Source organism: Enterococcus sp. AZ170 (assembly GCF_050545135.1).
Lineage (GTDB): Bacteria > Bacillota > Bacilli > Lactobacillales > Enterococcaceae > Enterococcus_L > Enterococcus_L ureilyticus.
On sequence record NZ_CP172947.1, the window covers coordinates 2,399,684 to 2,425,538 of the forward strand.

29 protein-coding genes and 1 pseudogene are annotated in these 25,855 nt (G+C 35.1%); 8 read left to right on the forward strand and 22 right to left on the reverse strand.

Going from position 1 to position 25,855, the window contains the following annotated elements:
* Positions 1–53: 53 nt before the first annotated feature.
* From IGJ55_RS11625 to IGJ55_RS11660, 8 genes are all read right to left on the reverse strand, one after another.
* Complete coding sequence (locus IGJ55_RS11625; RefSeq protein ID WP_429949124.1) at positions 54–1,397, reverse strand: PFL family protein; 1,344 nt, start codon at positions 1,395–1,397, stop codon at positions 54–56.
* 171 nt (positions 1,398–1,568) lie between these two features.
* Positions 1,569–1,838, reverse strand: coding sequence for an ACT domain-containing protein (locus tag IGJ55_RS11630; protein ID WP_069639603.1), 270 nt, complete (start codon positions 1,836–1,838; stop codon positions 1,569–1,571).
* A gap of 207 nt (positions 1,839–2,045) precedes the next feature.
* Positions 2,046–2,477: a hypothetical protein gene (locus IGJ55_RS11635; protein ID WP_069639602.1), complete on the reverse strand. Its 432-nt coding sequence runs from the start codon at positions 2,475–2,477 to the stop codon at positions 2,046–2,048.
* A gap of 496 nt (positions 2,478–2,973) precedes the next feature.
* Positions 2,974–3,375: a DUF3224 domain-containing protein gene (locus tag IGJ55_RS11640; protein WP_207120808.1), complete on the reverse strand. Its 402-nt coding sequence runs from the start codon at positions 3,373–3,375 to the stop codon at positions 2,974–2,976.
* An 87-nt stretch (positions 3,376–3,462) separates the two neighbouring features.
* Positions 3,463–3,993 (reverse strand): hypothetical protein, encoded by a 531-nt coding sequence (locus IGJ55_RS11645; protein WP_430606519.1) that lies wholly within the window; start codon positions 3,991–3,993, stop codon positions 3,463–3,465.
* Positions 3,994–4,343: 350 nt separating this feature from the next.
* Entirely contained in the window at positions 4,344–5,009 is a 666-nt protein-coding gene (locus tag IGJ55_RS11650) for a hypothetical protein (RefSeq protein WP_429949118.1), read from the reverse strand.
* Positions 4,993–5,697, reverse strand: coding sequence for an ATP-binding cassette domain-containing protein (locus tag IGJ55_RS11655; RefSeq protein WP_430606521.1), 705 nt, complete (start codon positions 5,695–5,697; stop codon positions 4,993–4,995). Before IGJ55_RS11655 ends, IGJ55_RS11650 begins: the two co-directional genes overlap by 17 nt.
* Positions 5,690–6,061, reverse strand: a complete 372-nt coding sequence (locus tag IGJ55_RS11660) for a GntR family transcriptional regulator (RefSeq protein WP_083244365.1) — start codon at positions 6,059–6,061, stop codon at positions 5,690–5,692. The genes IGJ55_RS11655 and IGJ55_RS11660 overlap by 8 nt, the downstream gene beginning before the upstream one ends.
* Positions 6,062–6,349: 288 nt before the next feature.
* Here IGJ55_RS11660 and IGJ55_RS11665 point away from each other — a divergent pair, with 288 nt between their 5' ends.
* Positions 6,350–6,964 (forward strand): Crp/Fnr family transcriptional regulator, encoded by a 615-nt coding sequence (locus IGJ55_RS11665; RefSeq protein ID WP_429949114.1) that lies wholly within the window; start codon positions 6,350–6,352, stop codon positions 6,962–6,964.
* Positions 6,965–7,192: 228 nt separating this feature from the next.
* Positions 7,193–8,158 carry an endonuclease/exonuclease/phosphatase family protein gene (locus tag IGJ55_RS11670; RefSeq protein ID WP_429949112.1) on the forward strand — a complete coding sequence of 322 codons (966 nt, stop codon included), beginning with the start codon at positions 7,193–7,195 and terminating at the stop codon, positions 8,156–8,158.
* Positions 8,159–8,295: 137 nt separating this feature from the next.
* On the opposite strand, the gene IGJ55_RS11675 is transcribed toward IGJ55_RS11670, so the two are convergent.
* Genes IGJ55_RS11675 through IGJ55_RS11690 form a run of 4 tightly spaced genes read right to left on the reverse strand, consistent with a single transcriptional unit; the run spans position 8,296 to position 10,810 of the window.
* Entirely contained in the window at positions 8,296–8,550 is a 255-nt protein-coding gene (locus tag IGJ55_RS11675) for a metal-sensitive transcriptional regulator (RefSeq protein WP_069640224.1), read from the reverse strand.
* Entirely contained in the window at positions 8,540–8,845 is a 306-nt protein-coding gene (locus IGJ55_RS11680; RefSeq protein WP_207120801.1) for a rhodanese-like domain-containing protein, read from the reverse strand. The genes IGJ55_RS11675 and IGJ55_RS11680 overlap by 11 nt, the downstream gene beginning before the upstream one ends.
* Positions 8,838–10,496, reverse strand: coding sequence for an FAD-dependent oxidoreductase (locus IGJ55_RS11685; protein ID WP_429949109.1), 1,659 nt, complete (start codon positions 10,494–10,496; stop codon positions 8,838–8,840). The genes IGJ55_RS11680 and IGJ55_RS11685 overlap by 8 nt, the downstream gene beginning before the upstream one ends.
* The gene (locus IGJ55_RS11690; RefSeq protein WP_069640221.1) at positions 10,496–10,810 is read right to left on the reverse strand and encodes a rhodanese-like domain-containing protein; all 315 of its coding nucleotides are present in this window, start codon (positions 10,808–10,810) and stop codon (positions 10,496–10,498) included. Before IGJ55_RS11690 ends, IGJ55_RS11685 begins: the two co-directional genes overlap by 1 nt.
* Positions 10,811–11,047: 237 nt before the next feature.
* On the opposite strand from IGJ55_RS11690, the gene IGJ55_RS11695 reads away from it, so the two are divergent.
* The 4 genes from IGJ55_RS11695 (at position 11,048) to IGJ55_RS11710 (ending at position 16,436) form a co-directional block, all read left to right on the forward strand.
* Entirely contained in the window at positions 11,048–11,617 is a 570-nt protein-coding gene (locus IGJ55_RS11695; RefSeq protein ID WP_207120799.1) for a glycoside hydrolase family 73 protein, read from the forward strand.
* A gap of 121 nt (positions 11,618–11,738) precedes the next feature.
* The gene (locus tag IGJ55_RS11700; protein WP_069640219.1) at positions 11,739–12,383 is read left to right on the forward strand and encodes a response regulator transcription factor; all 645 of its coding nucleotides are present in this window, start codon (positions 11,739–11,741) and stop codon (positions 12,381–12,383) included.
* On the forward strand, positions 12,367–13,773 hold the full coding sequence (locus tag IGJ55_RS11705; protein WP_429949106.1) for a sensor histidine kinase: 1,407 nt from the start codon (positions 12,367–12,369) through the stop codon (positions 13,771–13,773). Before IGJ55_RS11700 ends, IGJ55_RS11705 begins: the two co-directional genes overlap by 17 nt.
* Before the next feature lie 329 nt (positions 13,774–14,102).
* Entirely contained in the window at positions 14,103–16,436 is a 2,334-nt protein-coding gene (locus tag IGJ55_RS11710) for a glycoside hydrolase (protein WP_430606522.1), read from the forward strand.
* 233 nt (positions 16,437–16,669) lie between these two features.
* Here IGJ55_RS11710 and IGJ55_RS11715 read toward each other — a convergent pair.
* The 5 genes and pseudogenes from IGJ55_RS11715 to IGJ55_RS11735 all read right to left on the reverse strand — a co-directional run.
* Positions 16,670–17,560 (reverse strand): annotated as a pseudogene (locus tag IGJ55_RS11715) (IS3 family transposase); the annotation flags it as partial.
* Positions 17,548–18,078, reverse strand: coding sequence for a helix-turn-helix domain-containing protein (locus IGJ55_RS11720; RefSeq protein WP_430606523.1), 531 nt, complete (start codon positions 18,076–18,078; stop codon positions 17,548–17,550). The pseudogene IGJ55_RS11715 and the gene IGJ55_RS11720, both read right to left, overlap by 13 nt.
* A gap of 78 nt (positions 18,079–18,156) precedes the next feature.
* Positions 18,157–19,233: a hydrolase gene (locus tag IGJ55_RS11725; protein ID WP_069641067.1), complete on the reverse strand. Its 1,077-nt coding sequence runs from the start codon at positions 19,231–19,233 to the stop codon at positions 18,157–18,159.
* 96 nt (positions 19,234–19,329) lie between these two features.
* A complete protein-coding gene (locus IGJ55_RS11730) occupies positions 19,330–19,734 on the reverse strand; it encodes a MerR family transcriptional regulator (RefSeq protein ID WP_069641066.1) in 405 nt (134 codons plus the stop codon).
* Between the two features lies 1 nt (position 19,735).
* The gene (locus IGJ55_RS11735) at positions 19,736–20,587 is read right to left on the reverse strand and encodes an SDR family oxidoreductase (RefSeq protein ID WP_429949100.1); all 852 of its coding nucleotides are present in this window, start codon (positions 20,585–20,587) and stop codon (positions 19,736–19,738) included.
* A gap of 402 nt (positions 20,588–20,989) precedes the next feature.
* Between IGJ55_RS11735 and IGJ55_RS11740 the strand changes: the two genes are divergently transcribed.
* The gene (locus tag IGJ55_RS11740; RefSeq protein WP_430606525.1) at positions 20,990–21,361 is read left to right on the forward strand and encodes an iron chaperone; all 372 of its coding nucleotides are present in this window, start codon (positions 20,990–20,992) and stop codon (positions 21,359–21,361) included.
* Positions 21,362–22,864: 1,503 nt separating this feature from the next.
* Here the strand turns inward: IGJ55_RS11740 and IGJ55_RS11745 are convergent.
* The 4 genes from IGJ55_RS11745 to IGJ55_RS11760 all read right to left on the reverse strand — a co-directional run bounded on the left by IGJ55_RS11745 (position 22,865) and on the right by IGJ55_RS11760 (position 25,089).
* Complete coding sequence (locus IGJ55_RS11745; protein ID WP_430606526.1) at positions 22,865–23,251, reverse strand: GNAT family N-acetyltransferase; 387 nt, start codon at positions 23,249–23,251, stop codon at positions 22,865–22,867.
* A complete protein-coding gene (locus IGJ55_RS11750) occupies positions 23,248–23,448 on the reverse strand; it encodes a hypothetical protein (RefSeq protein ID WP_242551059.1) in 201 nt (66 codons plus the stop codon). The genes IGJ55_RS11745 and IGJ55_RS11750 overlap by 4 nt, the downstream gene beginning before the upstream one ends.
* Before the next feature lie 35 nt (positions 23,449–23,483).
* Positions 23,484–24,194, reverse strand: coding sequence for a DNA alkylation repair protein (locus IGJ55_RS11755; RefSeq protein WP_430606528.1), 711 nt, complete (start codon positions 24,192–24,194; stop codon positions 23,484–23,486).
* Between the two features lie 319 nt (positions 24,195–24,513).
* Entirely contained in the window at positions 24,514–25,089 is a 576-nt protein-coding gene (locus tag IGJ55_RS11760) for an HAD hydrolase family protein (RefSeq protein WP_430606529.1), read from the reverse strand.
* A 154-nt stretch (positions 25,090–25,243) separates the two neighbouring features.
* Between IGJ55_RS11760 and IGJ55_RS11765 the strand changes: the two genes are divergently transcribed.
* On the forward strand, positions 25,244–25,612 hold the full coding sequence (locus IGJ55_RS11765) for a MerR family transcriptional regulator (RefSeq protein ID WP_069641061.1): 369 nt from the start codon (positions 25,244–25,246) through the stop codon (positions 25,610–25,612).
* Between the two features lie 113 nt (positions 25,613–25,725).
* On the opposite strand, the gene IGJ55_RS11770 is transcribed toward IGJ55_RS11765, so the two are convergent.
* A complete protein-coding gene (locus IGJ55_RS11770) occupies positions 25,726–25,854 on the reverse strand; it encodes a hypothetical protein (RefSeq protein WP_010765698.1) in 129 nt (42 codons plus the stop codon).
* Position 25,855 lies beyond the last annotated feature (1 nt).

Consider the following 25,855-nt stretch of genomic DNA (forward strand, 5'->3'; position numbering starts at 1 on the left):
TTTTATTATACCATACATCTTTTTATCACCAATACTTAGATACTCATTTTAATCTAATTTTTAAACGAGTGGATTGGAGCTGGTATTCTTCCCCCACGTAAAATGAAGTCTGTCGAAGCATAGTCATTCACTTTCATAACGGGTGCTCGACCTAATAAACCGCCAAATTCTACCATGTCACCAACTTTTGTTCCTTTTGCCGGTATGATTCGCACTGCTGTCGTTTTGTGGTTGATCACACCAATTGCTGCTTCATCAGCGATCATTGCGGCAATTGTCTCAGCAGACGTTTCTCCTGGTATAGCAATCATATCTAGACCAACAGAGCAGATTGCTGTCATCGCTTCTAATTTTTCCAAATTTAATGCGCCATTATTGACCGCATCGATCATTCCAGCATCTTCTGAAACCGGTATAAAGGCACCAGATAGCCCTCCAACATGGTTACAAGCCATTACACCGCCTTTTTTCACTGCGTCATTCAATAAAGCTAATGCTGCAGTTGTTCCATGCGTTCCCACACTTTCTAAACCCATCTCTTCTAAAATATAGGCTACACTATCCCCCACTGCAGGCGTTGGTGCCAAAGATAAATCTACGATTCCAAATGGAACATTTAAACGTTCGGATGCTATTTTCCCAACTAGTTGACCCATTCTAGTAATTTTAAAGGCCGTTTGTTTTACAACTTCAGCAACAATATCAAATGGTTCCCCTTTGACCTTTTCTAGCGCTCTTTTGACTACACCAGGTCCACTAACACCGACATTGATTACGCAATCAGCCTCACCAACACCATGAAATGCCCCTGCCATAAATGGATTATCTTCTACTGCATTTGCAAAAACAACTAATTTTGCGCAGCCCATATCAGATTTTGCTGCCGTTTCTTTGATGACATAGCCCATATGACGAACTGCATCCATATTGATTCCGGCTTTCGTTGAGCCAATATTAACTGAAGAACAGACAAACTCTGTTTCAGCTAATGCTTGAGGAATTGAATTGATTAAAATGTCATCACCGTGTTGGTAGCCTTTTTCAACTAGCGCACTAAATCCCCCAATAAAGTTCACACCAACTGCTTGAGACGCTTTATCGAGTGCTTTAGCATATTTAACGTAATCAGTATCTGAACTAGCAGCTGCAACGATTCCGATTGGTGTTACGGAAATGCGTTTGTTGATGATTGGAATGCCATATTCCGATTCGATTTCTTCTCCAACTTTAACTAAATTTTTAGCTAAACGGGTGATTTTATCATAAATCTTTTGGCAAGCTCGATCACTGTCACTGTCAATACAATCTAACAACGAAATACCCATTGTGATCGTTCTGATATCCAAATTTTCTTCTTCAATCATACGAATTGTTTCTAAAATTTGATTTGTTTCCAAAGTAGTTCCTCCCGAATTTGAAAGCTACACAGGCTCGTTTAGAGAATAATCTGTGTAGCCATAGTTTAGTATGAAACACTGAACAAGTTCGCTCAGCCTTGCCTGACGACAATCAGCTTTTAGCTTTTTTTAAATGGTCAGACGGAAAATTAGAGAATACAATATTCTATATTATAGTTTGTGCATTACATTGAAAATTTCTTCATTTTGAATACTGATTGTCACACCTAACTTTTCCCCTAATGCATTTAGTTCAGCCCGAATCTTTTCTAAGTTATTATTCTCTTTTGAAATTTCTAATACCATCATCATCGTAAAATAACTATCCATGATTGTTTGACTAACATCAATGATGTTCATATCCAGTTCTGCTAATTTTTGACTAACACCAGCAATGATTCCTACCTTATCCTTACCGATAACTGTTAAAACTGCACGCATGTAATTTCCTCCTAATTTAAACGCTTGATAACAAAAAAGCCATAAATTCAGCTTTTAAAGCAGCATAAGTTTTTCCTATTATATCATAATTAGTTCAATTATTAACGGAAAATCAGAACAAAATACTTTAGAAATATCTTATTGTTCGCTTTTCAAAATAAATGAAAAGAACCCCTGAGATTTAACAAAAACTCTCAGAAGTTATTTTTAAACTATTCTATTGAATTGTTCTTTACACGTTGAACATGTGACTTTTATTTTCCCTTTTCCTTTCGGTGCTCGTAATTGTTGTTTACACTTTGGACACTTAAAAAAGGTATAGATTTTACGCTCTTTGAATTTTTCTTTGACAGTCGCAAATCGAGATTTTAACTGTTGCATTTTTAAAACATAACGAGTATTTTCATTTGAACGTTGATAAATTCTTTTTGAGAAAAATCGATAGTTTAGCCACAGTAAAAGACCAGCTGCCAACCAACTTGCTATTGAAGTCGGTAAAAATAAGTTAAGCAGTATTAAGACGAAGCTTCCCTTCATCAAGGTACTATTCAGTTGATCCATGCGCGCATATCTGCCCTTTAATAACTTTTGAAGCTGTGCATTCCAACGAAGTAATCGCTCAAGCCAAATTTGTCTCATATGATCCCTCTTTCCCTTGCTATTATCTCAAGCAATAGTCATTGTTTCAAGAGGAATAATGAACTATTTAAAACAAATTTCTTAAAAATAGAGCTGATTGATTCTTTTGATTTCCACCTTGATTTTTTCTTTTAACTCAATTGATTTTATTATTTCAACAGCTGCACCAAGCTACTTCATCTTCTCATCCACAAGTTGAAAAATCAATATCGATATACGGTTTTACTTGCTTTTTAAATAGAGAGGGTAACTTATTAACAAGTGATGCAACACTCGCAAAATAAGCTGATCCTGTTCTTTATCGTCGACAAAAGTAACTGATAAATGGTGTGTATTCAATAAACAACTACCAGCAGCTCGTCCACTTTGAGTATATACTGGAAAAACCAAGCGTAGATAAAATATCGTTATTATGCTTGGAAAACTACAACTGAGATGCTAATAAGCTAGCTTTCGCTTTATTATGCCCTGTTAGATAATGTATAATCTGGATAAACTATTTATTGTCCTTAAAATCCAGAATCAGCTTACTATTTTCGCCGACAAAATCATATTGATAAGAACCCGTCAAGCTGTGTAATTCTCCAGTACCTTGAATAAGCATTCCTGGTGAATCAAGGGAGCCTTTATCGAAAATACCTTTTTCAGCCGCTGTAAAGGTTCCTGTTTTTCCTTTATATTGGCCTTCAAAATGAAGAAATCCTGTTATTCTTGCTGTTGCTAGATGACCATCTTCTGACTGACTTTCTAAATAATAAAGAAGATACTCGATCCACGCTTTCCCTTGTAAATCACCTTCAAGCTCATATTCTGCTTGGACTCGATTCACTGGAAACGCTATTTTTGATTCATCGACGGGTTGTTCATTCCATTTGGTTACACTAAAGGTTGCACTCATACTTATCCCTCCCTATGAATAACAGAATAGCAAACATACGTTCTTTTTGCAAGCGAACAGCGTTTATTTTTTTCATTTCATTTTTTATTAATTTAATAAAAATTCTCTGATTCTCCGACTAAATACAGTGATATTTTCCGTTTTAGACGCAGCAGTTGTGACATCCAGATATCCAGGGTCTTTTGACCAAGTGCCTGAATCGGCTGTCAAATATATACTTAATTTTTCTTCATTTTTGTGCTTGTTGATATAATCTAAAACTGCTTTTGGAGGGTCGCTTGATTGAACGGTGGATAGTATAATCACTTTATCCCATTCTTCGATTTTACTTTCACCAAGATCTTCGACAGGCTCGACTTTTAAGTAAATATTTTCATCAACTAGATTTTTTTTAAGTTCATTGATTACTTCATTTTTAAAGGCACGATCTTGTGTGTAGATAACAGCTTTATACGAATTTGCTTTTTCTTTTAACGCTTCGTTGATCTCATAACTTGAAATAACACCTTGAACTCTTGCCATGCGGTAGTAGCCTAAAAATCCAGCGGCTCCAAGAATAAGTAACACCACACTGATCACTCCATATCTAACCAGTTTATTCTCCCATAATTTTTTCATTTTTCTTCCTTCTTTCGTTTTTATTCGTAGCGTAAGGCAGTGCTTGGGTCCAGTTTGGCTACTTGATATAGTGCAAAAAAAATTCCTAATACAGCAGTGATTCCTAATGTAGCTATAGCGTTAAGTAGTGCTATTTAAATGACTTCTTTAAAACCAATCCTTGATTCGATCAGCGGATTTGCTAAAAATTGAATCAAATAGGCAAAAGTAATTGAAATAACGTTAGATAGGAACATAATATAGATTTCTTCCATAAAATTGTCTTGCCACTACCACTTGTTCCTAAAATTAGGGCGAAATCCATCGCTTTGGTTATTGCTATGATTTCATGTAAAACAGGGTCTGATTTGTTATCGATCATCGTTCGTTTGATTTCTTTCTAACCATAAATAAACAAATACGAACGTTGCTGACAAGCATGCATTTAAAATAAACGTACTTGGATAAAACTTTCCATGATTGATTGGCAAAGCAATCGTCACACTTTGAGGAAAATAGTAACGCGCAATATCATTCAAAAGTACGACCAAGCCCCACCCAATGGCTATGACAAACGTTTTTGAGAAATTTGGCAGCCATAGTTTTGCTACAACCCCTCTAAATAACACTAAGTAACTGATTATACCCGCAAGGTAAACCGCTAATTCTAAAGCTAAAAGTACTAACTCACTCAGGTTCAAAGAGATTGTTGAAAAATTAAAAATAAGATTTACTCCACCAATTAAAATCACTTGCAGATAGGACAATAAATATTTTGCAACCATCTTTTCAAAGGTCGATTGAGTAACCGTACTGGCTAATGTGCGGTGATTTGACTGAATATCCAGTTGATTGATCCGCCAAGTCAAAACGATTGCTGCAATAACTGAAAGAATGATCGGCAAACGATTCCATTGAGATTCTGGCATAGTTAGTTGAAAAACATATTTAGCAAAATAGCTGGTCAAAGTCAACAGTAGGCTACTTAAAAAGAATTTTTTGCTTTTTTCATGGTAAAAATTAAATAAACGTATCATCAGCTTCCTCCTCATAGATTTCTTTCAGCGACATACTTTTGCGTTCGCGTAAATCTTCTAAATCGATCACTTCGCAGAATCGATTGGGATTCATGAATAACACATCCGTAAATAATGTATCCATCTCTTCAATAAAATTCGTCGAAACAATAATTACTTTATTTTCTCCACTGGCTTTTCTCAACAACTGTTTCACTTGAATCCGTGATGAATAATCCAAGTAAGCAAATGGTTCATCTAATAGGAAAATGCTTGTTTCTTTGCCATATTCACAAGCTATTTTCACTTTGACTTTGGTGCCTTCAGAAAGTTCCTGCCACTTTTGTTTTGGAGAAATATGCCAAATTTCTAATTGCTCCATTGCTTTTTCTAAATGAAAACCAGGAAATAAGATCGTATACTCCAGCAGAATTTGCCGAACGGTTTCGGTAGCTTCAAAATAATCAATTGTTGAAACATAAGCTATATTTGTTTTAAATGCTGGACTGCTTTGTATTTGGTCATTATAGAGAATCGTCCCGGAGCTTATTTTCCGTTGCCCTGAAATACAGTCTAATAATGTTGTTTTGCCAGTTCCATTTTTCCCGAGAATTCCTAGAATTTGACCGTTTTCTAACGTAAAAGACAGCTCTTGAAAAATAGTTTTTTTGTATCGTTTGCTACCATTTTTTACCTGTAATTTATTCATTTGCAGTCCTCACAATCCGTTCAATGATATGGTCTCGTTCACTTTGTGTTAACTCAAACTTTTGTAATTGAATAATAAACGCTGTCAAGTGTGCCTCAATCAATCGAAAGCGTAGATCTGTAATTTTACCGACATTATGTGTCACGAATTTCCCAATTCCTCTCTGACTGATCAATATTTCTTCTTGTTCTAAAATACTGTACGCTCGTTGAACTGTGGTTGGATTTACTGCTAAATCTTCTGCTAATTGTCTGACAGACGGTACTTTTTCATTTTGCTGCCAATGACCGTTAACAATCCATTGTTCAACCTGTTCGATGATTTGTTGATAAATAGGTCTGTTGCCGTCATAATTCACCTGCATCCTCCCTTTCTTAGATAGATACTGTACTGCACAAGCCATACAGTTAGCTGGTAAACCTTATTTTAGAGGAAACAAAAAAAACAATTTATATCAATGATATAAATTGCTCTGGCTTTGGTATAAATTAGGTAAATCAAGAATAGACTCTTTTATTCCCCCTAAAAATTATGCTATACTTTTTCCACTGACTATGAATTCTCTAACTGACTGAGCTACTTGTTCAGCTTTTAAAATAAGGAGCCATGACTTATCGAATTATATAAAGAAAATACGCGCTTGATCAACTACTTGAAAAAAAAGAGACCCTTTGACTGGACAGAAAAACACTATGTAAAAAGCAATTTGATCATCGATGAATATGATAAAGCCAAAACCTTGTATTACGTTGTTTCAGGGGTAATCTGTGTCGAAATATTGAACGATGACAAACGCTATATCTCATCTTTCATTTTTCAAAATGATTTTTTTGGGTTAGATAGTTTTTCTACATTTAACCAAAAAACTCACTCCGTTCGAGTTATTAGTGAAGAGTCCACTATTTTTAGTATCCCGAAAACGATTCTCTTAAATACATTGAATGAAGTGCCAAACTATTATGAGTTGCTATTGACTAATTTTGCCGATATTTTTCAACGACATTATAGCTACTTTGAGTTCTTACATTTGCCAACTGCAGCCCGAATCAAACAAGCTCTAAGCTATTTAAGTGATCATATCGGGCATTTGACAGAAACAGAGCAAATCGAACTGCCGACATTTGTCACACAAGAAATTTTATCAAAGTTTTGTCGGACATCTCAATCTAGAGTTTCTATTTCTTTAAATGAATTAGAAAAAACCGGTTGGCTATTAAAAAAGAAAGTGCCTATCACAATAAATTCAGAAGAAGTAGAACTGGAATGAAATCTCTAATAAGCCAACTTTCATACAAAATAAAATACTTAAAGTTTACTTTTTCTTCCTTTAGATATATACTATCATTAGTTACTTATTTCTTTGGATAGTTATTGTTTTTACTGACAAGCTAAACCGAAATTACTCATTTATTTGAGTAATTTCGGATTTTTTGTATAAGAAGACAATTATCCAACTGTTTTTTAGTAACGAAATAACGCTAAAAGGAGAAAAAAGATGAGAAAAAAAGGTTATTTATTGTTTAGTATTGTTGCTACTATGATGATGGGTTGTTCAAACACAACGCCTAGTAAACAAAATACAAGTGAAACCGGTCACCAAGAGAAAGAGGAACTAATTGTCGGAACATTTAACATTGATATTAAAGCCCCAGACAATGATGTGAATGACCAAAGAAAGCTACTTTCAGATAAAGATGTTGAGATTTTTGGCATCCAAGAAGTAGACAAAAATACAATCCGTTACGAACAAAGAGCCAACTATGATCCCTTCACTGATTTTACAAAAGGACCCTATAAAGATTCTTTCTTTGGACAGTCTATTGAATTTGGTGGCGGTGGTTATGGTAATGGTATCGTTTCTAAATATCCTTTAAAAGAGACGAAAGTTGTCGAATTATACGGTATGAAAGAAGCTCCTGGAGCTGAACAAAAACAATTTTATGAGATCTACAAACATTTTGACTATAAGGATAAAACAAGCTCAGATCGTTTGATGGATATTTGGGGAGAAGGTGGTTTAGTCACAAAAGGAGCCTTGGAACCGCGTTCTTATTCTCGGGCCATTTTTGAAAAAGATAAGAAAAAAATTGCCTTTTATTCTACCCATTTAAGTGTTGAGTCATTTGAGGTGCGAACGAAACAATTAGAACAACTAAAAAAAGTTTTAGATGAGGACCCTACAGAATATAAAATTTTAGTTGGTGACTTTAATACCGATCATGGTATTAATGAATTCAATGTTTTCTCTAAAGATTACCAAATTTCTAATGGACATAACGGTGTCTGGTTGGAAACGATGGCAGAAAAAGATGTTGCAAGAGCTTCTTTAGAGACGAGTATGGCAGTAAAATTTTTAGATAATATTATTGTTTCTAAAAATTTTGAAATCACAGATGTCGACGTAATCAAAACAGATTTATCCGATCACTATCCTTTGATTACGACCTTAAAATTTAAATAGACAGCGAGAAAAATCATTTTTTGAAGATTTTCATTAACTAAGAGGGACAATTAAGCCGATTCGCCTACTGTCCCTCTTAGCTATTTTCAATGACGCATCCTTGATAGTATTTCATCTAAGTGATTCAATAGTAAAAATCATCTCGTTTTGACGATCATCTCCAGTGCTTTTGCCAATTCTTCACCCGTCAGGTCAATGTCTTTATCCTCCATACATTGTTTCAAATTTTCCGTCACCACCAGCCCAATCACTTTGTCTATACTAGAGCGAACTGCCATCAATTGGGTCACAACTTCCCGGCAATCTTTTCCTTCATCCATCATTTTTAAAATCCCTCGAATTTGTCCTTCTGAACGTTTCAAACGATTCGCTAGTTTAGGATCACAAGCCATCCACAACATCTCCTCTCCAGGCGGACATACCACCCATCACATTTGTAGCGTCATACCCTAATGAAGCAACATATTCACTCGCCATTTGTGAACGTCCGCCAGCTTGGCAAATAATATAATAAGGTTGCGTTTTATCCAATGATTCAGCTGTTTCTTGCAACGTGCTTAATGGCAAGTTTTTTGCCCCTTTAATGTGTCCTGAAAGATACTCGTCTTCCTCACGCACATCTATGATAGCTAATTGATTTCTTTTTTCTACTTGTTCAAATTCATCGATCATGATTGATTTATACATTATTAATAACCTCCTGAGGGTAAATTGTACTATATAGTTGAAAAGCACCATCTAAATTTTTCACATTAAAGCCATTATTTTTTAAGATTCGTTCGGCTAAATAGCTACGTTGCCCACTTTGACAACTTACAATGATTTCTTTATCCGTTGGAAGATCAGTTAAATGCTCTCTTAATTCATCCAATGGAATATTTTTAGCTTGAGGTAATGCACCGCTATTCGTTAGTTCTCCTGGATTCCTCACATCTAGTAAAAAAGCTCCATTTTCTATTGCTTCTTTCAATTCGTAATATTGAATAGTGTCAGAGAAGCCTTCAACAATATTGGTCGCAGCATAACCCACCATATTTACAGGATCTTTCGCTGAGCCAAATGGCGGTGCATAAGTAAATTCTAACTCTGGCAAATCCATAACGGTCAGATCTGCTTTGATTGCAGTGGCGATGATGTCAATTCGTTTATCCACACCATCTTGTCCAATCGCTTGTGCGCCATAGATTTTACCTGATACAGGATGAAATAGCAACTTCATCACAATCGGATAACTTCCAGGAAAATACCCCGCATGGCTTTTTGAAGTTGTATGCACTGCTTTAAATTCTAGATGACTATTGCGTAACTGGCGTTCACTTAAACCAGTACTGGCTGCCGCAAGATCAAACACTCGCACGATTGCAGTTCCTATACTTCCTTGGTTTTTCCGAGCTACGCCTGCGATCACATCTGCTACTTGGCGCCCTTGGCGATTTGCAGGAGATGCGAGCGCGATCAGAGCATCTTCTTCTGTGACTTGCTGTTTAACAACGATTGCATCACCAACAGCATAAATATCTGGATCATTCGTTTGGTAAGTTTCATCTACAACGATCCCTCCACGTAAGCCTATTTTCAAATCAGCTGCAACAGCTAGATCGCTAGATGGTTTGACGCCAATCGATAGCACTGTAAAATCACTTGAAATTGTTTCACCTGAACTTAATTTGATTTTCTTTCCAGCCTCTTTAAATGCCGTTGCCCCAACCTCTGTATAGACAGTAATTCCTTTTGCCTTTAATTCTTTTTCAACAAAGGCGGCCATTTCCTCATCTAAAGGTGGTAAAATTTGCGGCGCTGCTTCTACGATTGTGACATCAAGGCCAAGGTGACTTAAATTCTCTGCCATTTCTAGACCAATAAATCCTGCCCCAATCACAACGGCTTGTTTAGGTTGCTCATTTTTGACAGTTGCTACGATCTTATCGATATCTGGAACGTTTCTTAAGGTATAAATATTTGTTGCTTCGGCCAACCCTTCAATTGTCGGTATCACTGGTTGTGCCCCTGGTGAAAGAATCAATTTATCATAACTGATTGTGTTCTCTTTACCATTCGCATTCGTTAAAACTGTTTTATTTTTTCGATCGATTTTAACTGCTTCTGTTTCTGCATAAACATCAATATTAAATCTTTTTTTCAACTGTTCAGGAGTTTGTAAGATCAATTCTGAACGTTCACTGATTTCTCCCGATACATAATAGGGCAATCCACAGTTTGCAAATGAAACATAGGGGCCTTTTTCTAAAACGATGATTTCGATCTCTTCAGATAACCTTCTTAATCTAGTCGCAGCTGACATGCCACCTGCTACACCGCCAATAATCACTACTCGCATTATAATGTCCCTCCTCTGACTTCTCCACGCCAAGCACTCATACCGCCTTTAACGTTGATTGCATCGATTCCTCTAGCTTTTAATTTTTTAACAGCTTGACGACTTCTCATTCCAGATTGACAAATCACATAGACTGGTTCTTTATCTTTTTTTACATAAGAATTAATTTTACTAAGGGGTATATTTTTTGCACCCGATATATGTCCAGATGCAAATTCTGTCTTTTCTCGAACATCGATTACTTCGGGCTTTGTTGCTAATTTTTGTCGAAGTTCGCTTGTACTTACTGAATTTCCTTTAAAAAATGAAAACATTTGCTCCTCCTTTATACCCTATAGGGTATTTACATTAAATAGCATAAAGGATATTGGGAGACTTGTAAAGAAGTTTGTTTCAAAAAAATTTATCGATCATTCCATAAAAAGAAGTATATTCTTAATCAAACTGAAGTATTTCTTAAGAAAGCCAAACAAATATTAACTTCTTTGGCATATTTTTGTAACATTTAACCTCTATACTGTTTGTAACACTTAAAGAAAAGAGGTTATTACATGAATCAAGGAATTCTAAGAAGACAAAATATTTTACCCTTACTATTGATTCTACTTCTTTCATTTGCTAGTCTTTTCCTTATTTTTAATAAAGAAGAACAACCAATCCAAGATGAAGCCACTGCGTATCAGCAGATTTTTATTGATGAAATAGCATCTGAAGCGAAACTTTTACAAAAACAAACCCATCTATTTGCTAGTATTACCATAGCCCAAGCGATTTTAGAATCTGACTGGGGTCGTAGTGAACTAGCGGTCGAAGCAAAAAATTTATTTGGGATCAAGGGTGCTTTTAATGAAGAATCTAGCATTATGCCCACGGATGAGTTTATTGATGGTGAACGAATCACGATCGATGATTCGTTTAAAAAATACGAGACGATCCAAGAATCCATGGTCGATCATATGGAATTTTTAAAAGGCGGTACCTATGATGCAATTAAAACAAGTAAAAATTATCAAGAGGCAGCTGTTGCTTTGCAAAATGGCGGCTATGCAACCGATCCAGACTATGCCGAAAAATTGATTCAATTGATTGAGGAATTTAAACTTTATAAGTATGATAAATAATAAAAGCATATCATGAACGGTTCTTATCTAAACCTGCTATGCAATACGTTGATTGAATTTTGTACTAATTTATCAACTTTTCTGCCAAAAGAATAATCGATTTTTAAAAGGAGTCTTGAACATGTTTATTTTAGTTGCCGATGATAGTCCCGAAATGGTTAAGATCGTTAGTGCCTATTTAAAAAAAGACGGATTTACAGTCTATACTGCACTTGATGGTGAAGAGGCCTTAGATATTTTTTATCAAAAAAAATTAGATTTAGCTATTATTGATTGGATGATGCCTAAAATTGATGGCATTGAGGTCATTAAAACGATCAAAGCCGAAAGCTCATTAAAGGTCTTGATGCTCACAGCTAAATCAACTGGTGAAGACGAATTTCTTTCTTTATCTAGTGGTGCAGATGACTATATTACCAAACCATTTCATCCACAAGTGCTATCATTACGTGTCAAAAAATTGCTTGGTTTAACGCGTTCATTATATGTGAGAGACTTATTGATCGATCCAGCGAATTTAAAAGTTTGGAAAGAGGAACAAGCATTGGATTTAACAAAAAAAGAATTTGATTTGCTGATGATGCTGGTTAAAAATCGTGGCAGTATTTTATCAAGAGAACAATTGTTAGTCGGTGTTTGGGGTATGGATTATGATGGTGTAGCACGAACTGTGGACACACATATTAGAAGGCTTCGTGAAAAAATTGGCGATGAGATTATCACCACCAAACGAGGAGTGGGCTATCTCATTGAACAAGAAAACTAGAAAAATCAGTACAACACTCACATTGACCTTTTCACTGATTATTGTAGGTAGCTTTATCATCATGTTTCTTTTCAATAGTCTGATTGTTCCTTATTACTATTTTTCTAAAATGGATCATAAAGTCACCTCCGTTATGACAGATATTCAACAAAATACCCGATCTGAACAACAACTAGCTGAATTAGAAGAGAACAATCAAGTCACAATCATCTCACGAAGTTTAGATGGCACCTCTCTTGATGATTTTAATGAAGCCTTGAATGTAGAGTTGAATCGAAAAAAGGTCGCATTAAATCGCTTTTGGATTACACAAGAAACATTGGATCAACTACAAAATACATCTCAATCTGTCCAACGAAATTTTGACCAAGGGAAGCAGAAATCCAGTTTCTTAGTTGAGATGAGAGTAATTGATAATACTTTTTACTTAGTGGGGGTTTCTACTGTTAATTTTTCAGAAACAGCGAATCTGATCAATACTTTCAACTTTATTTCTATGAGCCTGACATTGGGACTGATTATTGTCTTAATTTATATTTCTGTTCGGAAAATAACGGATCCTTTAGTCAACTTAAAAAAAGTGGCAGAAGAAATCACCAGACTAACATTTGTAACGACCGATGACATTCCAGCCAATGAAATTGGTGAATTAGCACTTAGCATCAACAAAATGAGTTATGCTTTAGCTACTTACCAAAAAAATTTATTAGCTAAAAATGAACAACTTAAACAATTTACAGCAGACTTGACCCATGAATTAAAAACACCGATTGCTTTGATAAAAGCATATGGCTCTGGTATTGAAGATAATTTAGACGACGGAACGTATCTTGAGGTGATTTTACAACAAACCCAACGATTGAATGATATCGTTGATCAAATGTTGGACTATGCAAAATTAGAACAGCAACAGCCAATCAATAAAGTCCTGTTGCAATTGTCAGATACTTGGAGACAAACAGTAGCAGAACTTCAACCTACGATGGAAAAAGAAGACATTTTATTGCTAGAAGCAGACACAGATACTCCTCTTTCATTGATTGAAGCAGATCCGATTTTGCTCAAAAGAGTTTTTGATAATTTATTAACTAACAGTATTAAATACACCACGGACAAAGAGATCCAAGCCAATTGGCGTGAAACGGAAGAATTTATCGAATTTACGATCAGTAATCAAACCTCTCTAAATTCGGATTTTGATGTAAATAAGCTTTGGGAAGCCTTTTATGTCCATGAAAAATCACGGAATAAAAACCTTTCTGGCACAGGACTAGGCTTATCGATCGTTCAATCGATCATGCAGGAACATGGATTTACAATCGAAGCTAGATTAGTTCATCAGACATTAATTTTTATTTTACATTTCTATAAATCGGAAAAACAAGCGTAATATTTTGCGCTTGTTTTTTTAATGTTAGATTTTGGCATTTTTCTGTAACACTTGCTTGGTAAACTTTGGATATGCTATTGAGTTGAGCAAGTTTGCTCCTCGGAAAAAAGATGAACTATGTTTGAGGCAAAAAACACCTCAGTCATACTTCCCTATTTTTCTGTCGGAGCAGGACGAGCCTGCTCAGCTTTTGTATTATCTAGCTTCACAGGCTTGCTCCTCGGAAAAAAGATGAACTATGTTTGAGGCAAAAAACACCTCAGTCATACTTCCCTATTTTTCTGTCGGAGCAGGACGAGCCTGCTCAGCTTTTAAATTAGGAGGAACCTATGAAAAAAATGTCTATCTATCTTAGCTTAGCCGTAATCACACTATCCTTATCTGGATGTAATTTCAACCAAACTACTGCAACAAATAAATCAGAAAAGTTGATCGTCAACAACGAAATCGAAAAAAACAATAGTTATGCTAAAACTGATTTCTCCTTTGATGTCGATCCAGCAACTTTCACTGTCTCCATTACTGAAAATGGAGAAAGAGCAGAAGTCTCAAAACCTCAAGAAACAAAAGAAGTCTCTGACCTAAAGAAAAGCAAAGAAGAGATCAGTTGGACTTATCCGAATGAACAAATCAAGGTCAAATTAAAAAAAGAAAATAATCATCTAGCTGTGGCACTCACAAGTTTATCCGCTGAAGATATCTCTTTTATCTGGCCTAAATTAGACGCTGAAAACTATGTACTACCGATTGCTGAAGGAAAAACAATTCCTAATGATCAAAAAGAGTGGCTTGCCTACTTTAAACAAAATGAAGAATTATCAATAAGTGAAGCTTTCTCAATGAGCTTTTTTACAACAAATCAAGAAACTTTTGCTACAACCTTTGTAATGGATAACACTTTTAACAGTGATCTTTTAACAAAAACCGAGCCTCACTTAACTTTGGAAGCCAAGCATAATTTCATTGGCTTTGACAAAAATAAAACCTTGAATTACCGACTTTATGTTACCGATAATGATCCTGTCGCAATCGCCAAAACCTACCAAAGGGATCGAATCGATCTAGGGGAGTTCAAGACACTTGATGAAAAGGAAAAAGAAAATCCAGAAATTAAAAAAATGCGTGGTGCGATTCAAATTTATTACTGGAACAGCCGCATTTTAACAACAGAAGATATTAAATGGGGTAAGCTACCTCAAATGGTGGATGAACCAATTTTCCAGTGGATTGCTGAATTGTTGACTCAATATGGTGAAGATGGTTCTGAGGAATACTTAAAGGCTTTAGAAGCGTTTAAAAAAAATGAAGGCTATAACTATGAAAAAAACACCTTCTTAACATCCATCAATTATGTTCTGCTTTATCCACAATTTTATACTAAAGATATTTTCAAAAACCCGGATGCAGACGCACAAAAATTGATTGATAAAGGCATCGACAAACTAAGTGAACAGGAACGCTATACTTTGAATAAACACCTATTAGCTGGTATTTTAGGTGATCTAACCCCACCACTTGAGCAATGGGGAGCAACATCATCTGATGTCTTTAGAGAGATGAAAGACTCAGGTGTTGAAAATGCCTGGATTGGTCTGCCAAACTGGGTTAATGGCTTAATGAATCCCGAGATGGTCAAAACAGCAGCTGATCAAGGCTATCTGATTGGTCCTTATGATTCTTATCAGTCGATTCAAGAAAAAGCTAGCATCGATTGGAACACAGCTTCCTTCCCAAATAAAAACCTATACGAAAACGCAACAGTCACGAAAAAAAATGGTGAAAAAGTTGCTGGTTTCTTAGGCAAAGGACGCAAACTTAATCCAACACAAATTTTTCCTGACGTCGAAGAACGGTTTACAGGAATTATGCAGAATAAGATTCCTTTTAATTCTTGGTTCTTAGATACTGATGCTGCTGGTGAAATTTATAATGACTATAGTTCTGATCACTTAACTACCCAAAGTGAAGATGTTGCCGGCCGATTAAAACGAATGGATTATTTCAATCAAAATGGTCTAGTTGTCGGTTCTGAAGGTGGGAATGACTTTGCTTCAAAAGATATGGTTTTTGCTCACGGAATCGAAACACCTGTCATTATGTGGTCTGATCCTGATATGCGAGAAAACAAAGAAAGTGAATACTATGTAGGAAGTTATGCTACATTAGACGGCGGTATTCCAACAAAGTACAAAAAAGTCGTACCAATCAAGGAAGAGTACAAAGCGATTTATACTGATCCTGTTTATTCTCTTCCGCTTTACAAGCTTGTTTACAACCGTTCGGTGATTACTTCTCATCAATGGGAATGGGATAGCTACAAAATCAAAGATCAAGTCGGTGAACGTCGCATGAAAGAGTATTTGTATAACACTCCGCCAATGATACATATAGACAAAGCTTCTTGGCAGGAACATAAACTAGATATTTCAAAAAATGCTAAAATTTGGGTACCTTTCCAAAAAGAAGCTTTACAACATGAAATGACTGGTTTTAAAGTATTGACAGATAATCGTTTAGTTCAAAAAACTGAATTTGGTGATACCTTATCTGTGCTTGCTAATTTCTCTGATACTGATTATGATGCAGATGGTGTTAAAGTTGCTAGTCATACTGCTTTGATCATTCATGATGGGAAAGAAACGATTGTAAAAGCGGAAAGTTAATAAAAAGAGGTTGGGACAGGAGTGTTTAATCCCGAGAAATAAGAAGGGATTCACGAAAATTGCTCTTCAAATTTTTGTGAATTTCAGCTTATTTCCGAAGCCTTCAAATCTTAGTGCTTTAGCACTTAGAATTTGATGTGATCGAAGCGTAGTGATTGCTTCTGCTCCCACCGTTTATACGGATTCCTTGAGTCTGAGAGATAATGATGTGCGCCCTAAAAGTTGTACGTAGATTAACCTGTCATTCGACTGGTATGAATTCGGTATTGAACCGGACTCATACCAGTCAATTTTGCTTTTATCCGATGATGATTGTAATAATCAATATAATTTGTAACTGCTCGTTTTAATTCCTCAAAGCTAGAAAAACTACGGCCATAATATATTTCTTGTTTCATTAGACCAAAGAAATTTTCCATTAATGCATTGTCCAGACAATTTCCTTTTCGTGACATACTTTGGTATAACTTTGCTTGCTTCAATTGTCTAACATACTGTTTATTTTGGTAATGCCACCCTTGATCGGAATGGATTGTTGTTCGAAAGTTGGTCTTTTTACTTTCTTTAATGGTTGTTTTTAAAGGAATCAATACACAATCCAACGTTGGTTTTTGCTGAAATTGATAGGCAATGATTTCTCCATTAAAACCATCAAGAAAAGGACTGAGATAGGCTTTTCTTTTTAGTTTAATTCCTTCGGAATTTCGTTCAGTATAGTGGAATTCTGAAATATCTGTAAAGATTTTTTGTTTTGGAATCGTGCTAAAGAAGCGGCGATTCACCTTGTTTTTAGCCAAGGTTCCCACCAAACCTTTGTAAGATCGATACCTTCTTGAACGACGTGTAAAGCTTATACATACTAAGTTATATTTCTTCATAATTCGTCTGATTTTCTTATGATTGATTTGATAGCCCATATTCACTAAAGCCAACTTGATTCGACGATAGCCATAATTGCGATCATTCTCTTCAAAAATTGTTTGAATCAATTTCTCTATGTGAGTCATTTTTTCTTCGCTCATTATCTTTTTCCAGTAATTGAAGGTAGAACGCGGTAGCTTAATCGCTTGTAATACATGATCTTGACGATACTTTCCAATAAGTTCTATGGCTATTCTGGTTTGAACTCGTCTTTTCGCTTCGCCATAATAGTTTGTTGGAAAGTCCGTAGCTTTTTTAAATACTCGACCTCGATTCGCAAACGTTCATTCTCACGCTCTAATTCCTTTTCACGAGATAGTTTGCTTGTTTCTTGCTGTTTTTTTGTTGGTTTATTCATCCTTTTTTTGGGTCTCCCTTTTTGATTGGACAGAGCAGTTTGACCACCAGCGATGTAGTTCCTTTGCCAACGAGAAATCATCGACCCATTAGGTAGCTTGAATTGTCTTGCTGCTTCACCGAAAGAAGCATCTGTCGTTTCTATAAAGTGTAATACATCTCGCTTAAATTCACTAGTATATTTTGTCAATGAACGGTGTCTTTTGAGCCCTTCTTTCCCAAATAATTGATAGGAGTGTTTCCAATTGTAAATTAAGGCATTTGATGGGAGTCCGTATTTTTTAGCCAAGGCTCGTCCGCCCAGAGGGCCTTCTAGGTACTCTTTCACTAGCTTTAATTTGAATTCTACCTCATAATAACTCATAAAAAATAACCTCCAAAAATTGTATTTTCCACGTACAACTTTTGGGGGTCACATCATTATGTCCCAGACTCTTTTTTGTTACTTTTTCAACTTAAACGTCATCTCAACTGGATTATGATCTGAGTTTTTAAATTCAGCATCTATTACTTTCCCATCAATGTTTTCGACATTATCTGAAATGATAAATCCATCAATCAACGCTACAAATGACTCTCCTTTTTTATAAGGTTTATCTAAATTACGAACAGATGGTACTGGCGTTTTTCTTTCACTTAATGCCGCGACTTGTAAATTTTCTGGTAGTTCTTTTTTAGGAAAAGGTTGTAGCCATGTGTATTCTGCTGTTGTGTCATTTTTAAATGTCTCACTCGAAGAATTTAGTAGATCATGATTAAAATCGCCACCACAAACGACATAATTTCCTTTTTTGTATTCATTTTCCATATGATCGAATAATTTATGCACTTGCTCATTTTGGATTTTTTCGTCTTTGATGTAGGCCGATAAATGAACATTATACAGCATTAGATATTTACCGTTCTCAACTGGAATCTTTGATACAGTAAACGCACGATCTAAATCAAAAAATTTATTGAAATTCGTCTCGATTGGTAAACTATAGCGTGTGCTTGTTTCAATTTTGTTATTGCTTAAAGTCAAAATACCTGATTTGGATTTACCAATTGGATCTAGCACGGGATACATTAAGAAAGCTGAATCATAATTTGTCGCAAATACGCTAGAATAATTGGGAAACGCTTGATTGATTTGTAGTACTTCATCAACACTGTGACTGCGAGTCGCTTGTTTATCAACTTCTTGAAATAAGGCAAAATCTGGCGCTAGCTTTTTTGTCAGTTCATTCACACCGGAAATATTATCGATAACACTCTCTTTGCTCACAGCTTTTGACTGCTTACCGCCGTCCATGAAGAAAGTATAGTCTGGTGTATAAGAACCATAACCAACATTAAAGGTTGTGATTTTGTATGCTTTATTGGTAGATGCTTGATTTATTTCTGCCTTTTGAACGATTTTGACAGCTAACTCATCAGTGATTCTAGAATAACTAAAATAAACATACCCCACGTACGCTAAAATAATGATCATCAATATAGATAACATACTCAGTAAAATCTTGATTTTTCTCTTCATTCTTTCTTTTCCTCTTTCTTTTACGATAATCATTAACTAGAAAATAGACTGTACTCATTATACAATAAAATGAGTATCAGTCTATTTTTTAATGTGCTACTTTTTTTCGTGTTCTCTATTCATCTTATTGATCATTGCTGTTGTTTGAGGCAATAATTCATTGTAATAATCATCTAGCTTCCTATCGATTGTGGTCAATCGTTCCTGAAGTGATTCAATCTTTGCTGTGATTCTTTCCTGTTCTTCTTTCAACAAACATTTTCTGGCTTCGATCGTACTATCACCCAGATTCGCTAAACGGACGTACTCGATGATCATTTCTAATGTCATACCTGATGCCTTTAGTTTTAAAATCGACTGGACCCACTCAAGATCGATTGCGTCATAATCGCGAACGCCATGGATCGTTCGCGTCACAGAAGGAATCACACCGATTCTTTCATAATATCTTAACGTGTCCGCAGAAACACCTACTAATTCTGCCATTTCTTTAATCGTCATATTATTTCCTCATTTTTTTAAAATCAACTGATTTTGATAATTCTTTATATTTTTCTGTTATCTGAATTTTTTGATTCGACATATTTAATGCTAATTCATATGCATCACTTCCAACCATCAACTCTAAAGGCGGCTCCTCCATTGCAACAATTTCCATATATAAGTCAGCAACTTTTTCTGGATTTCCCGCTTGATGTCCATTCATAGCAGCAACAAATCCAAGACGCTCTTCTACAGATTTTTTATAAGGTTCGCTGATTTCTTGAGATATTGAATAGGAATTATCAGATAGAAACTCAGTGCGTAAATAGCCTGGTGCAGCATTGATTACATGAATACCAAAAGGTTTGATTTCTTCTGCAAATGCTTGAGTGATCCCATTGATTGCAAATTTCGTTCCAGCATATGTTGATTCAAAAGCCCCTGCGTAAAGCCCTGATATTGATGAGGTATTGATAATATACCCTGATTTTTGCCTTCTCATAATGGGCGCAACCGCTCTGAGCATGTTCAATGTACCAAATACATTAATATCAAAACAGGCGCGAACTTCTAAATCTGTTAAATCTTCAACAGCTCCCGCTACCATATAACCAGCATTGTTTACCAAAACATCGATTTTGCCAAACTTTTTGACAGCTAATCGAATTACCCGTTCAATATCTGCTTCATCTGTCAATGATAAATCAACTGGTAAAAATGATGCACTTTCAACTCCTATTTTTTGGATCAATAGTTCCTTTGTTCGACTCGTTGTGACTACCTGATGGCCGTTTTCCAAAAGTTTTCTTGTCAAAGTCAACCCTAAGCCTTTAGAGCCACCTGTTACGAACCAGACCTTTTTATCCTGCATACTTACTTTACTTCCTCTCTGTTTTCTGTTGTTTGATCGATCAACAAGGAAAGTATAAACCTTGGAGGTACCTCCAAGACAAGCATTTTTTCAATTATATTTCTTTATTAATTCTGCTAACTTATTGACCGTATTCGCATTTCTGATTGTCACTCTTTCATGATACGCAACTTTTTCATATTCCACTTTAGCTTCGCTTACAGATACAAAGACTTCCTCTTTAACGTCTCCTAATTAACCTGTTTACATAGATTATACCGTACTAAAAAGCTATAAAGAGAAGAATAGAACACTGAACACACACCTTATCTAATTTCTCTAAAGTAAATAGTTTCTTCAAAGGTCATCCTATATTATACTAAAGAAAATTGCAGCAATCACTTGCAGGAAAGAGGCAGTAAAATGAAAGATCTCAATGAATTTTTCTCAAGTACCAGTAAGCCTGAACATCGGTTTCGTTTAGAAGATCTCTTTGAATGGACTAAGCAAAATTATCCCCAATTCAACGTCGTGATCAAATGGAATCAACCGATGTTTACAGATCATGATACCTTTATTATCGCTTATAGTTCATCTAAAAAACATCTTTCCGTTGCTCCTGAGACTGTAGCGATTAGTGCGTTCAAAGAAGCTATTGAAAAAGCTGGCTATCAGCATACGGAGAATATCATAAAAATAACCTGGGCCCAAGCTATTGATTTCGAGCTATTAAAAAAGATTATTGATTACAATGTTCAAGAAAAAATTGCCTATACAAAATTTTGGCGTGAATAGTCTGGAGTAGTTCACTAACCATTCAAAAAAGTACTATCGATAAGAGTTTATTGAAGTAGCATTTTTAGACTAAATCTATTATGATTTAGTCATAAGAGTAATGTGTTTATCTTCCCCAAAGATAAATCAAAAATTGATCCCACCTCAGTTGAGGTGGGATTTTTTAGACAAGACATTTTTTATGGATTAAATTTTTCTATCATTACAACCATCAATTCATTGCAATATTCCCTGTGTTTAATACATCAACTGACTCTTGGTTTTCAATTTCAAATCTTAGCTTGCCCTTCTACTTCTCATCATTTTATTGAAGTTTATTTTAGTTCATAATCATTTTAAAACAGATAACGATATATTTATGTGCTTCACTTAGAATTGATGAGCCTCTTTCTAAAATACGAACACTTTATTCTAAAATCGTTGTATATACAGGAATCATGTAAGAGAAACGATTTCTGAAAAACGAACAAAAGATTAAGAATTTCTTTAGTGTCAAATTAAAAAGGCTTCTAACTATCAGCTTTCCTTTTTACTCACTTCACATTTTTTTTACTATTTCTAAAATCCCATTGACTGTACTCCTATCTTTAAGTTAAGATAATATTACAAAATCAAATAAAAAAAGGCGCTCTGCAGGAGGACAGCAAATCATCCCGCAGAGCCCTGTATTATCAGCCAGAACTAATAATACAAGTGCCTCCGTCAATAGTTTATTGACTATTTTCATTGTACTAAAAGTAAGAAAAGATTACCAGTCTTTTTTGTGCAATAAGTGAATTTAGTGAATATTTATTTAGCGAACGCTCATGGTATTAGTTGCTGACTAATACCATTTTTTGATTTTCACATTGCTATTGGTAATTAGAACGAAAAACAAAATAAACAGGCACTCTGTAAGAAGACAGCAAATCCTCTAACAGAGCCCTGTATCGTCAGCCAGAACTGACAATACAAGTTGCCTGAGTCAATGTACATTGACTTATTCATTTTACCTAAAAATTGTAAGAAATACTAGTGTTTTCTACAATTTTTAGTAATTTAGATAGTTGATGGGTATTTATTGCACTCTTGCGCGGTATTGGTTGGTGACTAATACCGCATTTTTTCGTTCTTTTTATAAATAGTAAATACCAAGTTCTCCTTTTTTCTTGACACGATTTTTCTAAAATCACTTGGTATTTACGAGCTGACATTACTAGCATCAATCACTCACCAGTTTTTTCATTCAGTCTAAAAAGGTTGCCGAGTCAATGCGTACAAAAACAAATAATTTCTTAGATCTACAACACTGAATGTTAAAAACAATGAAAGATGCCGTGTGTGTCAGTAATAGTTAGAATTTATCTGGCGGAGGAGAATTCTAACTTCCTAAAAAATAACAGGTTAGCAGAGTCTGTTATTTCAATCAGCTATTTATCAATCATGCTATTCCTTTTTAGTAAATAACCAACCCAACCATTTTACCAACATAATGATAAATAGCTGGTTGTTTTATACTTATACTCATATTTGTAGCTCCTCTATAAAATGTTCAGGATAGTTTTCCCAATAGTCTTGATAGACTCTTTCTTGATCATCATCGAAATTTAATTGGTACAATCTAAATGTGACACTGATATTTTTAAGTTGCCATTGTTCTACATAGGAATACTTGTAGCTCATTCCAATTTTTCCCATGACCTTACCTCTGGCGATGTTATGAATATCGTGGGTAGCCGTAACATACTGCCATCCCTTTTCTTTTAAAAAGTGAACAACTGCAAGACTAGCTTCTGTTATCAGCCCATTTCCCCAATACTCTTTTAACAAACCATAACCAAAATCGTGACTGTCATCCCCGCTCACAGAGATATAACCAATTGCAGGATTGTGTTCTTTAAGAATAATCATAAAATGATACCCATTATTTTTTTGCCATTAAGATTAATCTTAGCTTTGTAAAACTTTTTGGTCTCTTCTATATTTTTTACTGGATACCATGGAAGATACTTATTAACCGTTTCATCAGATAATATCTTGTACAATGCTATCATATTAACTTCAGTTTCTCTAATCTTTCGGATAGCCAAACGCTTGGTTTCTATCATAAATATTCTCCTCGTTTACGATTTCTCTGTTCTAATCAGCAAATAATTTGTTTACGCTTGATACCTAATCGATTATGATCTTTAAGCTTCTGTATTTTTGTGGCAGGATCAGGTAAGCGACATCCTCTTGTTGCCAGGGTTATTTCGATCTCTTTTATATCTGCAGCAGTTTCTAATGCTATAGCTGTTAAGCTTGTATAGTAGCTGCCTACGTAAATAATAAATTGATTCATACTGTATCTAATCTCATTAGGAGCCGTATGGATTTCTTTTTTTAACCGTTGCAAAAGTTCTTCAATCTCCACTTGAGCAATTTGATCATCGGACTGGATGGAAAGGTATTTTCCAAATGTCAGCCAACCAACATTTTGCGATTTTGAATCCGACATAGCTAGCCATTCTCGCGCTAGCTCCAGGGCAAAAGGGCTTTCTGCAGCAACGCCAGCTACAATTGTCTCATCAATTGCTGACCAGCTACTTTGCCTTAACCATGAAGTGATTTCCACCTTTGTCATTTTTTTTGAATCAATTGCAAGGCCGGCTAAATATTGCGCATCTGAATTTCCAGTAGCGAAAAGTTCTAAGCAAAGTTCATGATGATCCTTTACTTTTTTTAGCAAATATTTCTTAAGATCACCAATTTTAACGCCGTAGCAATTGGTAGGTGCACCATGTGTTCTGAACGTTTTACGTGTTTGGGCCGTTCCAAGTTTTTCTAATTCACCCATTATTTCAACCAAAGACATTTTCTATCATCTCCATTATTCATTTTTCAAGAGTGTAATTACTCCAAATTTTCCTTCAAATAATCAATCATTCATATTTACTCTCTTCAGTGTCACCAAAATTCTTCTGAATTTTTGGTTAATTTAACTTTTTCCATTAATGTGATACTAGACTTCCTGATTATTATATCAATTTTTCTGAGTAATCGCTTTTTCTTGCTCCAAGATGAAATGATTCCCTCTGTATGCTTGTATTCATTGGTTTGATAATGAATCAAAAGTCAGGTTTATCTAACTGTAGATAAACGCATATTATTTAAACTAAAGTAACAGCTTGTCTTTATAAAAAATTTTCATATACTCGTTTCAAGTAAACAATTGCTTCCATCTGATCTTGCTGATTCGTTCCTAAGACTATTGAATAAGGATCCGCACGTTTAAAGGACAGCTTTTTATGGTAAAACGTTTCATAAAGAATATCTTTTCTTTGTGTTTCATTAAATACTTTAACCTGTAGAACATTTTCTAAACTACTAAACTTAGCAACCTCGACAAATTTGCTTTCTTTATGATAATACTGGTATTCTTTGACCGTTTGATCAATGCAACTGATCTCAATTCGGTCCTCATAATACAAAGCAATCGGGTGTTTTGTATAGCTGCACAACTGAATTACATCTGTTAATTCCTCTTTAGGAAGGTAACTATTTCGGAGTATCTTATCTTGTAAAATTATTTGTTGTCCATTTAAACAGATGAATGTGTCCAATCTTAAATCAATTGATTCTTTTAAGAGCACATAAGGTAATTTACTAATAACTACTGGTAATGATTGTTGTTGCTCGAATAAATGATCAATTTGCACTTCTCGTTTGAATAGAATAGATTCATCGATAAAAATAAGTTGTTTGTTCACTAAAGTCCCACCCTTCTTGTTCTTTCAAGTTACGATAGCATTTGAAGTGCACTCCAAGTCAACTGAAATTGAACATAGCATTAATTTTCTATTTGACCTTGAGTCGACTCTAAGTGGTAAAATAAAGGAAATAATAATCAGAGAGGATTTTTTTATGACGTACAAAATCCACGAATTTTCAAAAATGACTGGCCTGACACCTTATACTTTGCGCTTTTATGAAAAAGAAGGCTTGATCACAGTGAATCGCGATCAGAATAATATTCGGATTTATGATGATCGAAACAAAGAGTGGATCGACTTTTTTCTTCATTTGAAAAAAACTGGAATGACGATCGAAGACTTGAAACAATATTTAACTTGGTGGTATGAAGGAGATTCTACGAATCAGAATCGATTAGATTTACTACAAAAGCAAAAGGAACTTGCTCTGAAAGAGATGGAACAAATCCAACAAGGAATTGAGGTTCTTGATTATAAAATCGAGGTCTATAAAAAAAGAGTAGCCGACCAAAAGAAATAACTTCAAATCACTTTAAATACAAAAAGAACCCGAAACAAAATGATTATTTCATTTTGTTTCGGGTAATAGTTCGTATAGAGCTAAAAAAAGCTCCTTCAGTTAGAATCAGTTCGTTATTTATTATAAATTTTTGGACCTTTACGCATATTTTTACGGTCATTTTTTGGCGTTTCCATTTGTTTCGAACGACCACCGCTTTGTTTTTTCTTGATTAGTTCAAGCATTTTCTTTTTTGTATCCATT

Bases quoted from the DNA above. Each gene is read 5' to 3' on its own strand.
- IGJ55_RS11640 (WP_207120808.1), bottom strand. From the start codon at position 3,375: ATGAGTGCAACCTTTAGTGTAACCAAATGGAATGAACAACCCGTCGAT.
- IGJ55_RS11695 (WP_207120799.1), top strand. From the start codon at position 11,048: ATGAATCAAGGAATTCTAAGAAGACAAAATATTTTACCCTTACTATTG.
- IGJ55_RS11660 (WP_083244365.1), bottom strand. From the start codon at position 6,061: ATGCAGGTGAATTATGACGGCAACAGACCTATTTATCAACAAATCATC.
- IGJ55_RS11700 (WP_069640219.1), top strand. From the start codon at position 11,739: ATGTTTATTTTAGTTGCCGATGATAGTCCCGAAATGGTTAAGATCGTT.
- IGJ55_RS11735 (WP_429949100.1), bottom strand. From the start codon at position 20,587: ATGCAGGATAAAAAGGTCTGGTTCGTAACAGGTGGCTCTAAAGGCTTA.
- IGJ55_RS11680 (WP_207120801.1), bottom strand. From the start codon at position 8,845: ATGTATAAATCAATCATGATCGATGAATTTGAACAAGTAGAAAAAAGA.
- IGJ55_RS11670 (WP_429949112.1), top strand. From the start codon at position 7,193: ATGAGAAAAAAAGGTTATTTATTGTTTAGTATTGTTGCTACTATGATG.
- IGJ55_RS11770 (WP_010765698.1), bottom strand. From the start codon at position 25,854: ATGGATACAAAAAAGAAAATGCTTGAACTAATCAAGAAAAAACAAAGC.
- IGJ55_RS11765 (WP_069641061.1), top strand. From the start codon at position 25,244: ATGACGTACAAAATCCACGAATTTTCAAAAATGACTGGCCTGACACCT.
- IGJ55_RS11650 (WP_429949118.1), bottom strand. From the start codon at position 5,009: ATGATACGTTTATTTAATTTTTACCATGAAAAAAGCAAAAAATTCTTT.
- IGJ55_RS11720 (WP_430606523.1), bottom strand. From the start codon at position 18,078: ATGAGTTATTATGAGGTAGAATTCAAATTAAAGCTAGTGAAAGAGTAC.
- IGJ55_RS11635 (WP_069639602.1), bottom strand. From the start codon at position 2,477: ATGAGACAAATTTGGCTTGAGCGATTACTTCGTTGGAATGCACAGCTT.
- IGJ55_RS11630 (WP_069639603.1), bottom strand. From the start codon at position 1,838: ATGCGTGCAGTTTTAACAGTTATCGGTAAGGATAAGGTAGGAATCATT.
- IGJ55_RS11750 (WP_242551059.1), bottom strand. From the start codon at position 23,448: ATGATAGAAACCAAGCGTTTGGCTATCCGAAAGATTAGAGAAACTGAA.
- IGJ55_RS11740 (WP_430606525.1), top strand. From the start codon at position 20,990: ATGAAAGATCTCAATGAATTTTTCTCAAGTACCAGTAAGCCTGAACAT.
- IGJ55_RS11710 (WP_430606522.1), top strand. From the start codon at position 14,103: ATGAAAAAAATGTCTATCTATCTTAGCTTAGCCGTAATCACACTATCC.
- IGJ55_RS11755 (WP_430606528.1), bottom strand. From the start codon at position 24,194: ATGTCTTTGGTTGAAATAATGGGTGAATTAGAAAAACTTGGAACGGCC.
- IGJ55_RS11655 (WP_430606521.1), bottom strand. From the start codon at position 5,697: ATGAATAAATTACAGGTAAAAAATGGTAGCAAACGATACAAAAAAACT.
- IGJ55_RS11690 (WP_069640221.1), bottom strand. From the start codon at position 10,810: ATGTTTTCATTTTTTAAAGGAAATTCAGTAAGTACAAGCGAACTTCGA.
- IGJ55_RS11725 (WP_069641067.1), bottom strand. From the start codon at position 19,233: ATGAAGAGAAAAATCAAGATTTTACTGAGTATGTTATCTATATTGATG.
- IGJ55_RS11745 (WP_430606526.1), bottom strand. From the start codon at position 23,251: ATGATTATTCTTAAAGAACACAATCCTGCAATTGGTTATATCTCTGTG.
- IGJ55_RS11730 (WP_069641066.1), bottom strand. From the start codon at position 19,734: ATGACGATTAAAGAAATGGCAGAATTAGTAGGTGTTTCTGCGGACACG.
- IGJ55_RS11685 (WP_429949109.1), bottom strand. From the start codon at position 10,496: ATGCGAGTAGTGATTATTGGCGGTGTAGCAGGTGGCATGTCAGCTGCG.
- IGJ55_RS11645 (WP_430606519.1), bottom strand. From the start codon at position 3,993: ATGAAAAAATTATGGGAGAATAAACTGGTTAGATATGGAGTGATCAGT.
- IGJ55_RS11675 (WP_069640224.1), bottom strand. From the start codon at position 8,550: ATGGCTTGTGATCCTAAACTAGCGAATCGTTTGAAACGTTCAGAAGGA.